Annotated in this window: 10 protein-coding genes and 1 pseudogene; 8 read left to right on the top strand and 3 right to left on the bottom strand. The window is 61.7% G+C overall.

Translation table 11 applies throughout. From position 1 onward, the window contains the following. The first annotated feature begins 53 nt into the window (after nucleotides 1-53). On the top strand, nucleotides 54-983 hold the full coding sequence (gene hemF / locus SNL23_RS22630; protein ID WP_076013284.1) for an oxygen-dependent coproporphyrinogen oxidase: 930 nt from the start codon (nucleotides 54-56) through the stop codon (nucleotides 981-983). Next, nucleotides 983-1,801, top strand: a complete 819-nt coding sequence (gene aroE / locus SNL23_RS22625; RefSeq protein ID WP_318303585.1) for a shikimate dehydrogenase — start codon at nucleotides 983-985, stop codon at nucleotides 1,799-1,801. Before hemF ends, aroE begins: the two co-directional genes overlap by 1 nt. A 130-nt stretch (nucleotides 1,802-1,931) precedes the next feature. Here the strand turns inward: aroE and SNL23_RS22620 are convergent, their stop codons facing one another. The 3 genes from SNL23_RS22620 to betC form a co-directional block, all read right to left on the bottom strand. Continuing rightward, nucleotides 1,932-3,500 carry a SulP family inorganic anion transporter gene (locus SNL23_RS22620; protein WP_318303583.1) on the bottom strand — a complete coding sequence of 523 codons (1,569 nt, stop codon included), beginning with the start codon at nucleotides 3,498-3,500 and terminating at the stop codon, nucleotides 1,932-1,934. 165 nt (nucleotides 3,501-3,665) lie between these two features. After that, on the bottom strand, nucleotides 3,666-4,586 hold the full coding sequence (gene choX, locus SNL23_RS22615) for a choline ABC transporter substrate-binding protein (RefSeq protein ID WP_167664622.1): 921 nt from the start codon (nucleotides 4,584-4,586) through the stop codon (nucleotides 3,666-3,668). A gap of 16 nt (nucleotides 4,587-4,602) precedes the next feature. Beyond that, nucleotides 4,603-6,117 (bottom strand): choline-sulfatase, encoded by a 1,515-nt coding sequence (betC, locus tag SNL23_RS22610; protein ID WP_318303580.1) that lies wholly within the window; start codon nucleotides 6,115-6,117, stop codon nucleotides 4,603-4,605. 103 nt (nucleotides 6,118-6,220) lie between these two features. On the opposite strand from betC, the gene SNL23_RS22605 reads away from it, so the two are divergent. The 6 genes and pseudogenes from SNL23_RS22605 to SNL23_RS22580 all read left to right on the top strand — a co-directional run bounded on the left by SNL23_RS22605 (nucleotide 6,221) and on the right by SNL23_RS22580 (nucleotide 11,901). Further along, nucleotides 6,221-7,171 carry a choline sulfate utilization transcriptional regulator gene (locus tag SNL23_RS22605; RefSeq protein WP_318303578.1) on the top strand — a complete coding sequence of 317 codons (951 nt, stop codon included), beginning with the start codon at nucleotides 6,221-6,223 and terminating at the stop codon, nucleotides 7,169-7,171. Nucleotides 7,172-7,202: 31 nt separating this feature from the next. After that, nucleotides 7,203-7,529: a DOPA 4,5-dioxygenase family protein gene (locus tag SNL23_RS22600; RefSeq protein ID WP_318303576.1), complete on the top strand. Its 327-nt coding sequence runs from the start codon at nucleotides 7,203-7,205 to the stop codon at nucleotides 7,527-7,529. Between the two features lie 102 nt (nucleotides 7,530-7,631). After that, nucleotides 7,632-8,600 (top strand): 2-dehydro-3-deoxygalactonokinase, encoded by a 969-nt coding sequence (locus SNL23_RS22595; protein WP_318303574.1) that lies wholly within the window; start codon nucleotides 7,632-7,634, stop codon nucleotides 8,598-8,600. A gap of 13 nt (nucleotides 8,601-8,613) precedes the next feature. After that, a complete protein-coding gene (locus SNL23_RS22590; RefSeq protein WP_003213643.1) occupies nucleotides 8,614-9,234 on the top strand; it encodes a 2-dehydro-3-deoxy-6-phosphogalactonate aldolase in 621 nt (206 codons plus the stop codon). 33 nt (nucleotides 9,235-9,267) lie between these two features. Then, the gene (gene dgoD / locus SNL23_RS22585; protein ID WP_003213645.1) at nucleotides 9,268-10,416 is read left to right on the top strand and encodes a galactonate dehydratase; all 1,149 of its coding nucleotides are present in this window, start codon (nucleotides 9,268-9,270) and stop codon (nucleotides 10,414-10,416) included. A gap of 180 nt (nucleotides 10,417-10,596) precedes the next feature. Beyond that, nucleotides 10,597-11,901 (top strand): annotated as a pseudogene (locus SNL23_RS22580) (MFS transporter). The last annotated feature ends 23 nt before the right edge of the window (nucleotides 11,902-11,924 follow it).

The raw sequence follows: 11,924 nt of genomic DNA, 5'->3' as shown, positions 1-11,924 counted from the left end.
TGCCGCCGACGCCCAATGGCCTCGCGTAGCTTTGCCCGATTCAAGGTGATGTCATGACTACCCGCACCGAGGCTGTCAAAGCCTACCTGCTCGACCTGCAAGACCGTATTTGCAGCGCCCTGGAAACCTTTGAGACGGACACTCGCTTTATCGAAGACGCCTGGACCCGGCCGGCCGGCGGCGGTGGTCGCACCCGTGTGATCGAAAACGGTTCGGTGATCGAGAAAGGCGGCGTTAACTTTTCCCACGTGTTTGGCAGCGGCCTCCCACCTTCCGCCAGTGCCCATCGCCCGGAATTGGCCGGTCGCGGTTTTGAAGCCCTCGGCGTGTCGCTGGTGATCCACCCGCACAACCCGCATGTGCCGACTTCCCACGCCAACGTACGGTTTTTCATCGCTGAAAAAGAAGGCGAAGAGCCGGTGTGGTGGTTCGGTGGCGGTTTCGACCTGACGCCCTACTACGGCAACGAAGAAGACTGCATCCACTGGCACCGCGTCGCCGAACAGGCCTGCGCGCCGTTTGGCCCGGACGTGTACTCGCGCTACAAGGCCTGGTGCGACACCTACTTCCACATCAAGCACCGCAACGAACCCCGGGGCATCGGCGGTTTGTTCTTCGATGATTTGAACGAGTGGGACTTCGACACCAGCTTCGCCTTCATGCGCGCCATCGGCGACGCCTACATCGACGCCTACCTGCCGATCGTCCAGCGCCGCAAGGCCATGGCCTATACCGAGCAGCAGCGCGAGTTCCAGGAATTCCGCCGTGGCCGCTACGTCGAGTTCAACCTGGTCTACGACCGTGGCACCCTGTTTGGCCTGCAATCCGGCGGGCGCACCGAGTCGATCCTGATGTCGCTGCCACCGCAAGTGCGTTGGAGCTACGACTGGAAGGCCGCGCCTGAAAGCGAAGAAGCACGTCTTACCGATTACTTCCTGCAAGACCGCGACTGGCTGGGCGTGCTGCCCAAGGCGGCGGTCTGATGGATCGTTATGTCGTCTTCGGCAACCCCATTGGCCACAGCAAGTCGCCGCTGATTCACCGCCTGTTCGCCGAACAAACCGGTGAGCAACTGGACTACAGCACCTTGCTCGCGCCGCTGGAGGATTTCACTGGCTGTGCCCGCGAGTTTTTCCAGCAAGGCCGTGGTGCCAACGTCACCGTGCCGTTCAAGGAAGAGGCCTATCGCCTGGCCAACACCCTCACCGAGCGCGCGCAATGTGCCGGCGCGGTGAATACCCTGAGCAAACTCGCCGATGGCAGCTTGTTGGGAGACAACACCGACGGCGCCGGCCTGGTGCGGGATTTGACGGTGAATGCCGGGTTCAGCCTGCAAGGTAAACGCATCCTGCTGCTGGGTGCTGGCGGTGCCGTGCGCGGTGCGCTGGAACCATTACTGGCAGAGCAACCGGCGTCGCTGATCATCGCCAACCGCACCGTAGAAAAAGCCGAACTGCTCGCCGAACTGTTCGACGACCTCGGCCCGGTGTCCGCCAGCGGTTTCGACTGGCTGCGTGAGCCGGTGGACCTGATCATCAACGCCACGTCCGCTAGCCTGTCAGGCGATGTACCGCCGATTGCCGGCAGCCTCGTTGAGCCGGGCAAGACCTTTTGCTACGACATGATGTACGCCAAGGAGCCAACGGCGTTTTGCCGTTGGGCCAATGATCAGGGCGCCGCGGTAGCGATGGATGGCCTGGGGATGCTGGTGGAACAGGCCGCGGAAGCGTTCTTCCTGTGGCGCGGTGTACGCCCGGATTCGGCCCCGGTTTTAGCTGAACTGCGTCGGCAACTGGCCTGATGCAAATCTAAATGTGGGAGCGGGCTTGCTCGCGAATGCGGTGTGACAGTCGCCGTATGTATCGACTGGTCCACCGCATTGGCGAGCAAGTCGAATCGTCGCACCGCCGCTCCCACAGTTTTAACCGTGTTCAGTCTTCAAACTGGATGGGACATTTATCGGCCCCTTCCAGTTTCTTCAACTCTTCCACCACCTGCGGCCGGGCCTTGCGCAACGCCAGGCTGCGCCCCAATCCATTCAATCGGCGCGCCTCCTGGTGCAGCATCTCCACCCCGGAATAGTCGATAAAGTTAATCTGCTGCGCCTCGATCACCACCCGCTGGCCGTGCAGGCTTTGCAGCCGAACCTGCAGGTAATGGCTGGCGCCGAAAAAGATCGAGCCGCCGACCCGCAGCACATCGTCCTCACCGTCACGCCATTGTTGGACTCGCGGCTGCGAGGTGCGCTTGAGATAGAAAAACAGCGACGCCAGCACACCCGCATAAATCGCCGTCTGCAATTCCAGCAGCAGCGTGGCGATGCAGGTCAGGCTCATCACCACGAACTCTGCGCGGCTGACCCGGAACAGCGCCCGAATACCGCGATGGTCCACTAACCCCCAGCAAATCAGCAGGATGCTCGCGGCCATGCTCGGGATCGGGATATGGGCGATCAGTGCCGCGCCGAACAGCGCAAACAGCGCCACCCACAGCGCAGAAAACACCCCTGCCAGCGGCGAACAGGCGCCTGCTTCATAGCTCAGGCCCGAACGGGTGAAGGAACCTGCCGACAAGTACCCGGAGAAAAATCCGCCGACGATGTTGGATAAACCCTGCGCACGCACTTCCTGATTCGCATCGAGCAATTGCTGGGAGCGGGCCGACAGCGAGCGCGCAATCGACAGGCTGGTCACCAGCCCGAGCATGCCCACCGCCACGGCACTCGGCAGGAGGCGCAGAACCATGTCCAAGTCCATCGGCAGCGGGCTGAAGGGCGGCAGTTTGCCGACAAATGAACTGACCAACGCCACCTGCCCGAACATCGCCGGCCATAGCCATGGGATGAGGCTGCCCAAGGCCAACGCGATCAACAGTGTGGGCCAGCGCGGCACCCACAGTTTCAGCAGCGCCCCCACCAGCAAGGTGCCGAGCCCGAGCATCAGTGAAGGATGATTCCATTCCCCTGCATGGTTGATCAGCGCCAGCAGGCTGTTGATCGCCGTGGCCTGGCTGGGCAGGTCAAGCCCCAGTAGATTGGGCAGTTGCCCCAGGGCGATCACCACCGCCGCACCGAGGGTGAAGCCGAGTACCACTGAGTGCGAGACGAAATTCACCAGGGCACCGAAGCGCAGCATGCCCAGCAGCCATTGGAAGACGCCGGCCAGGAAGGTCAGCAACAGGATGAGCGTGATGTAGTCCTGGGAACCGGGCACGGCCAGCGGGCTGACGCTGGCGTACAGCACGATGGAAATCGCGGCCGTAGGACCGCAGATCAGGTGCCAGGAAGAGCCCCACAAGCAGGCGATCAATACCGGAAGGATTGCGGCGTACAGGCCGTATTCCGGTGGGAGACCGGCGATCAGTGCGTAGGCAATGGATTGCGGTAATGCCAGGACTGCACCGCTCAGGCCGACGATCGCATCTCGCCCGACGCTGGCGCGGGTTTGGCGCGGTAGCCAGCTGAGGAAGGGGAAGAGTGTATGGCGGTTGGGCCAGGGCATTGGAAACTCGGTTGAAAAGGTTTGAATCAGAGTATCAGGCTCATGATGATCGTTCCCACGCTCTGCGTGGGAATGCCGTCTTGGACGCTCTGCGTCCGCTCCTGAGTCGTGACGCGGAGCGTCACCGGATGCGTTCCCACGCAGAGCGTGGGAACGATCAGTGCATCAGAGTTTGGCTTTTACGGCAGCCAGCGCATCCTGGCCATCGACGGTTTTAACCCCGTCCAGCCACTTGTCCAGCACCGCCGGATTTGCCTTGATCCAGGCCTTCGCCGCATCAGCGTTGCTCACCTTCTTGTTCACCACCTCTGCCATGATGGCGTTCTCCATCTCCTGGGTGAAACTCAGGTTGGTCAGCAATTTCCCGACATTCGGGCAGGCCTGCGCATAACCCTTGCGGGTCAACGTATACACGCTGCCGGTGTCACCAAAGTACTTCTCCCCACCCTTGAGGTAATGCATCTTCAGTTGCACGTTCATCGGGTGCGGCGTCCAGCCGAGGAAGGTCACGAACTTCTGCTTCTTCACCGCCCGGGACACTTCGGCCAGCATCGCCTGTTCACTGGACTCGATCAGCTTCCACTGGCCCAGGTCGAAGTCGTTTTTCTTGATGATTTCCTGCAACGAGATGTTCGCCGGCGCACCCGAACCGATGCCATAGATCTTCTTGTCGAACTTGTCGGCAAACTTGTTCAGGTCGGCAAAATCATGCACCCCGGCGTCCCACACGTAGTCCGGCACGGCGAGGGTGAACTCGGTGCCGTCGAGGTTCTTCGCCAGTTGCACCACATCGCCATTGGCCACGAACTTGTCGTAGAAGCCCTGCTGCGCCGGCATCCAGTTACCCAGGAACACATCCACCTGGCCGTCCTTGAGCCCGCCAAAGGTGATCGGCACCGCAAGGGTGTCGACCTTGGCCTTGTAGCCCATGCCGTTCAACAGGAAACCGGTAATGGCATTGGTGGCGGCGATATCGCTCCAGCCCGGATCGGCCATCTTCACGGTGTCGCAGCTTGAGTCCGCGTAGGCACCGGCACTGCTCAATGCCAGCAGCGCAACGCTCAACACGGTGGATAACTTTTGCATGGCCTTCCCCTCAGTTTTATTGGTTTTGGCAGGGTTGTGGAAAACGTGCCTTGCGCTCCAGATCGTCGAGGTCGATATGGTTGCGCATGTATTGCTGACTGGCGTCTACCAGTGGCTGGTGGTCCCAGCTCTTCAGCTTGCCCTGGGTCAGCGCCTCGAATACCAGGCGGCGACGGCGTTGGCTGGCGAGCACCTGCTGGTGGATCGCCGGGATGTCCCATTTGGCCCGCGCCTCACTCAAAAACGCCTCGAACAGTGGCCGGTGTTCCGGTGACTGGCTGAGTTCTTCCCGCTCGTGCGGGTCGTTGTGCACATCGAACAATAGGCAAGGATCGTCCTCGCTGTAGATGAACTTGTAAGCGCCACGGCGAATCATCATCAGCGGGCTGATGGTGCCCTCGGCCATGTATTCGCCGAACACTTCGTCGTGCCCGCCCTGCCCTTGCAAGTGCGAGACCAGCGAGCGGCCGTCCAGTGGCAGGTTGGCGTCGAGTTGGCCGCCTGCCAGTTCCACCAGGGTCGGCAGCAGGTCGGCGGTGGACACGGCAGCCGTCACGCGGCTCGCCGCAAACTGCCCCGGCGCGCTGATCAGCAGCGGCACCCGGGCGGCCATTTCAAACCAGTGCATTTTGTACCAGAGCCCGCGCTCGCCGAGCATGTCGCCGTGGTCGCCGGAGAAGATGATGATGGTGTCGTCGGCCAGGCCCGTGTCTTCCAGGGTTTGCAGCAGCTTGCCGACGTTGCTGTCGATGTAGCTGCACGCACCGAAGTAGGCCCTGCGCGCATCGCGGATCTTGTTCACCGGCAGCGGCTTGTCCCACAGGTCATAGACCTTGAGCAGGCGTTGGGAGTGAGGGTCGAGATCTGCTTGTGGCGGCGTTGTAGGCAACGGGATGTCGTTGTCGTCGTACAGGTCCCAGAACGGTTTGGGAATGGTGTACGGGTCGTGTGGGTGCGTCATCGACACGGTCAGGCAGAACGGCTGGTCGCCATCCTCGCGGATATGGTCGAACAGGTACTGCTGGGCCTTGAACACCACCTCTTCGTCGAAATCCAGCTGGTTGGTGCGCACGCACGGCCCGGCTTGCAGCACCGACGCCATGTTGTGGTACCAGGTGGGACGCACGTCCGGCTCATCCCAGTTCACCGCCCAGCCATAGTCGGCGGGGTAGATGTCACTGGTCAGGCGTTCTTCATAACCGTGGAGCTGGTCGGGGCCGCAAAAATGCATCTTGCCCGACAGCGCCGTGCGGTAGCCGAGGCGACGCAGGTAGTGGGCATAGGTCGGCACGTCGGCGGGGAAATCGGCTGCGTTGTCGTAGGCGCCGATCTTGCTCGGCAACTGGCCACTCACCAGGGTAAAGCGCGATGGCGCACACAGCGGGCTGTTGCAGTAAGCGGCGTCGAACACCACGCCCTCAGCGGCGAGGCGGCTCAAGTTCGGCAGTTTGATAGGCGAAGGACCGTAGAACGGAAGCATCGGCGCGGCCATTTGATCGGCCATGATAAAAAGAATGTTCTTGCGCTTCATGGTTTCGCGGCATTCCATAGTCAACGTTTATGCGAATGAGCATGCAGGCCATGGAAATCGTGGTAAAGCCCATGAGAAGCAATGTCTAGGATAAGCACAGCTTATGTATGAATCCCTCGGTCACCTGTCACTCGACCTGCTGCGCGCGTTTGAAGCGGCGGCTCGCCAACGCAGCTTTACGGCGGCGGCGATGGAGTTGGGCACCACCCAGCCGGCCATCAGCCAGCAGATCAAGCGCCTGGAAGAACAGCTGAAGGTGCGCCTGTTTGATCGCATTTACCGTGGCATTGAACTGACCGACGCGGGCGGCCTGTTGTTCGAGCAGGTGCAGGCCGGTTTGCAGAGCATCAACCAGGGGCTGAGTGAGATTGCCGAGCAGGACCAGCACGAAGTCCTGCAGGTGGCGACCGACTTTGCGTTCGCCGCTTATTGGCTGATGCCGCGCCTGCATCGTTTCCACGAGGCGAACCCGCAGGTGGACGTGAGCCTGGTCACCAGCGAGCGCAATCACGCCGCGTTGCGCAGCGATATCGATGTGGCGGTGTTATTCGGCGACGGCCGTTTCAAACAGGGCGACAGCCTGTGGCTGTTCAACGAGGAAGTGTTCCCGGTGTGCAGCCCGCAGTTGCTTCAGGACCGCACCGCGCCGCTGCCGGTGCAGAGCCTGCTGGAGTTTCCCTTGCTGCACCTGCGCCAGCAAAACAACAACCAGTGGTTCGACTGGAGCGGCGTGTTTCGCGAGCTGGGCATCAACACGGCGCCCACCCCGGGCCAACTGCGTTTCGACAATTACACGCTGTTGATCCAGGCCGCGATCGCCGGCCAGGGCGTGGCCATCGGCTGGCGCCACCTTGTGGATAACTTGCTCGAGCAAAAGTGGCTGTGCCGGCCGATTGGCGACACCGTGATCTCACGCTTCGGCTATTACGTGGTGCTGCCCCAGCGCAAACGTCGCAGCCAATTGATCGAACGTTTCGTCGACTGGCTGATGGCCGAACAAGCCAGCAGCGCACAATCACTGACCGGTCTGGCCCTGCCGTCCATTGCGGTCTAGGATTTGCCGATCATTGAGCCCGGAGCCTGTCATGCAACGTATCAAGGGCTACCACGCCCACATTTACTTCGACGCCAACACCATCGACCAGGCGCGCAGACTCTGCGAGGACGCCGCGCAAATGTTCCCGCTGCGCATGGGACGGGTGCATGAGCGCCCGGTAGGCCCGCACCCGGACTGGAGCTGCCAGCTGGCGTTCGAGCCTGAATACATCGGCGTCGTGCTGCCGTGGCTGGCCCTTAACCGCAACGGCCTGGTGGTGTTCCTGCACCCCACCACCGGCGATGACCTCAAGGACCACACCGAACACGCTATCTGGATGGGGGCGATGCGCGCGTTGGACCTGTCGATATTCTAAGTTTGCATATTCCCTATATATGGGACTGATATTTATATATTGAGACTTTGCCGGTCTTGGGTTTATATTCGCCTCATCCGCTCAGAACACTCAGGTGAAGCGATGCAGGCGCAATTGATCGCGCTCGATTGGGGAACCAGTTCCCTTCGTGCTTACAAGCTCGGCCCGGCAGGCGTCGTAATCGAACGACGCGCCCTGGCGTCGGGGATCATGCACTTGCCCACCGAACCCCGGGACATTGCCGGTGTTCGCTGCAGCAATGGCTTCGAGCTGGCATTCGATGCGGCCTGCGGTGACTGGCTCGATGCCCAGCCCGGCCTTCCGGTCATCGCCTGCGGCATGGTCGGCAGCGCCCAGGGCTGGAGCGAAGCGGCTTACCGCGATACCCCGGCGGATGTATCCACCCTTGGCCAGGCGCTGCATGTCGTGCGCAGCCTGCGGGGCACAGCGGTGCACATCGTGCCCGGCGTGATTCAACGCGGCGCGTTGCCCAATGTGATGCGCGGCGAAGAAACCCAGGTGCTTGGCGTGCTGCAAAGCGTGTCCGCCACTACCGGGAGCGACGTACTGATCGGCCTGCCGGGCAGCCATTCCAAGTGGGTGGAGGTGGTGGAAGGCTGCATCACCCACTTCGACACCTTCATGACCGGCGAGCTGTTCGCCGTGCTCAGCCAACACAGTATTTTGGGGCGCACCCAGCGCCCTTCCGAAGCGTTCCAGGCGGCGGCTTTTGATCGCGGCGTGCAGGTGGCGCTGTCGGTAGACGGCCAAGCCGGGCTGCTGTCGAACTTGTTCAGCGCCCGCACCTTGGGATTGACCGGTGAGCTGGCGCCCGACGAGCAGCCCGACTATTTGTCCGGCCTGATGATCGGCCACGAACTCAAGGGCCTGCGCACCCGCCAGCCTGCCCAGCAGCGCGACATCGTTCTGGTGGGCGCTCCCCAACTCTGCACCCGCTACCAGCGTGCACTCCAACTCTGTGGCTTCCCCCGCGTGACCCTGGCACAGGAGGCTACCGAGCGTGGCCTTTGGCAGCTGGCCATGGCGGCGGGGCTGCTGCCTGCAACCTGACGAGAGGCTCGACATGCTCAAGCAAGCACTGACACACAACGGTTTGATCGCGATCCTGCGCGGCCTGCGACCGGAGGAGGCGTTGGCGATCGGCGAGGTGTTGTACACCGCAGGCTTCAGGGTGATCGAAGTGCCGCTCAACTCACCGGACCCTTATTCCAGCATCCGCATTCTGCGGGACAGCCTGCCCGCCGATTGCCTGATCGGCGCCGGCACCGTGCTGACCCCGGAACAGGTTGATCAAGTAAAAGCTGCCGGCGGCCAAGTGATCGTCATGCCCCACAGCGATGCCAAGGTGTTGCGTGCCGCCAAGGCCGCGGGCCTGTATCTGTCGCCAGGTGTGGCCACGCCCACCGAAGCCTTTGCCGCGCTGGCCGAAGGCGCCGACGTGCTGAAGCTTTTCCCCGCCGAGCAAATGGGCCCGGCCGTGGTCAAGGCCTGGCTCGCGGTACTGCCCGCGGGCACGGTGTTGCTGCCGGTGGGCGGCATTACTCCGGACAACATGCAGGTATTTTTCGACGCGGGCGTCAAAGGCTTCGGCCTGGGTTCCGGGTTGTTCAAGCCGGGCATGAGCGTCGCCCAAGTGGCGAGCAACGCCCAGGCCTACGTCGCGGCCTGGCACGCCTTGGGCTGATCAGCGTTCTCCATCTACAAGAGAGATAAGAAGATGAAAATCACCAAACTGACCACCTTCATCGTCCCGCCGCGCTGGTGCTTCCTCAAGGTTGAAACCGACCAGGGTGTGACCGGTTGGGGCGAACCTGTGGTTGAGGGCCGAGCCCACACCGTGGCTGCCGCCGTCGAAGAACTGTCCGACTACTTGATCGGCAAAGACCCACGCAATATCGAAGACATCTGGACGGTGCTCTACCGCGGCGGTTTCTACCGTGGCGGCGCGATCCATATGAGCGCCCTCGCCGGTATCGACCAGGCGCTGTGGGACATCAAGGGCAAGGCGCTCGGCGTATCGGTCAGCGACTTGCTGGGTGGCCAGGTGCGCGACAAGATCCGCGTGTATTCGTGGATTGGTGGCGACCGCCCGGCCGACACTGCCCGCGCCGCCAAGGAAGCCGTGGCCCGTGGTTTTACCGCGGTAAAAATGAACGGCACCGAAGAGCTGCAATTTCTCGACAGCTTCGAAAAAGTCGACCAGGCCCTGGCCAATGTCGCCGCCGTGCGGGATGCGGTCGGCCCGAACGTCGGCATCGGCGTCGACTTCCATGGCCGGGTGCACAAGCCCATGGCCAAGGTGCTGATGAAGGAGCTCGATCCCTACAAACTGATGTTCATCGAAGAGCCGGTGCTCAGCGAAAACTACGAAGCGCTGAAAGAGCTGGCGCCGCTCACCAGCACCCCGATTGCCCTTGGCGAGCGCCTGTTCTCGCGCTGGGACTTCAAGCGCGTGCTCAGCGAAGGTTACGTCGACATCATCCAGCCGGATGCTTCCCACGCCGGCGGTATCACCGAAACCCGCAAGATCGCCAACATGGCCGAAGCCTACGACGTGGCCCTTGCCCTGCACTGCCCGCTCGGCCCGATTGCCCTGGCGGCGTGCCTGCAACTGGATGCGGTTTGCTACAACGCGTTCATCCAGGAACAGAGCCTGGGCATTCACTACAACGAGAGCAACGACCTGCTGGATTACGTGCGCGATCCGGGGGTTTTCGACTACGACCAGGGCTTTGTGAAAATCCCCAATGGGCCAGGCCTGGGCATCGAGATCAACGAGGAATACGTGATTGAGCGCGCGGCCATCGGGCATCGCTGGCGCAACCCGATCTGGCGTCATGCCGATGGCAGTTTTGCGGAGTGGTAAACACCGCGAATTTGAGGTGAAAACCCGATCAATGTGGGAGCGGGCTTGCTCGCGAAGGCGGAGTGTCAGTCAACACATCCGCTGCTGGTAGACCGCTTTCGCGAGCAAGCCCGCTCCCACATTTGATCCGGTTCATTCAGTAAGACCTGTCCTCAATAACCATAAGAAGAGGCAACCCCCATGCAATCCGAGTCCTTCACCGGGCAGGCTTCTTTAGTCACGCCCAGCCGAAAGCGCTACTTCATCATGGTGCTGCTGTTCATCACGGTAGTGATCAATTACCTGGACCGCAGCAACCTGTCGATTGCCGCCCCGGCCCTGACCAGCGAGTTGGGGATCGACCCGGTGCATGTCGGGCTGATTTTCTCCGCGTTCGGCTGAACCTACGCTGCCATGCAAATCCCCGGCGGCTGGCTGGTGGACCGGGTGCCGCCGCGCATTCTCTACAGTGTCGCCCTGCTGCTGTGGTCGATCGCCACCGTGATGCTCGGCTTTGCCGCCAGCTTCATCGCGCTGTTCGTGTTGCGCATGGCGGTCGGTGCCCTGGAAGCCCCGGCCTACCCGATCAACAGCCGTGTGGTCACCACCTGGTTTCCCGAGCGTGAGCGGGCCACGGCGATTGGCTTTTACACCTCCGGGCAGTTTGTCGGGTTGGCGTTTCTCACGCCGGTGCTGGCTTGGCTGCAACACGCTTTTGGCTGGCACATGGTGTTTGTCGCCACCGGCGGCGTGGGCATTCTGTGGGCGTTGATCTGGTACGCGGTGTACCGCGAACCACGGGATTTCAAGGGCGCGAATGCGGCGGAAATCGAGCTGATCCGCAAAGGCGGCGGGTTGGTGGATATCCAGGCACAAGCGGCCAAGGCGCCGTTCAGTTGGGTCGACCTTGGCATCGTACTGAGCAAGCAAAAGTTGTGGGGTATCTACCTGGGGCAGTTCTGCCTGAACTCCACGCTGTGGTTTTTCCTGACGTGGTTTCCGACCTACCTGGTGAAATATCGCGGCATGGACTTCATCAAGTCCGGCCTGCTGGCTTCACTGCCGTTTCTGGCGGCGTTTGTCGGGGTGCTGTGTTCGGGGTTGTTTTCCGACTGGCTGATTCGACGGGGGACGTCGGTAGGGTTCGCGCGCAAGTTGCCGATCATTGGCGGGCTGTTGATTTCCACAGCGATCATCGGCGCCAACTTTGTTGACTCCACGGCATGGGTGATTGCGTTTCTGGCGGTGGCGTTTTTCGGCAATGGCCTGGCGTCGATCACCTGGTCATTGGTGTCGACCCTGGCGCCGTCAAGGCTGTTGGGGCTGACGGGCGGGGTGTTCAATTTCATCGGCAATCTGTCGGCGATTACCACGCCGATTGTGATTGGCTTTCTGGCCACCGGGGATTCGTTTGCACCGGCGATTACGTATATCGCGGTGTTGGCGTTGCTGGGGGCGTTGTCCTACATCTTGTTGGTCGGCAAGGTCGAGCGCATAGAACTGTAGGAGCGAGCTTGCTCGCGAAAAAC

Origin of the sequence: Pseudomonas sp. SED1 (assembly GCF_034044025.1) — a bacterium.
Taxonomy (GTDB): Bacteria; Pseudomonadota; Gammaproteobacteria; order Pseudomonadales; family Pseudomonadaceae; genus Aquipseudomonas.
The sequence above is the reverse complement of the archived record's forward strand: the minus strand, read 5'-3'. Positions and strand labels throughout refer to the sequence as shown.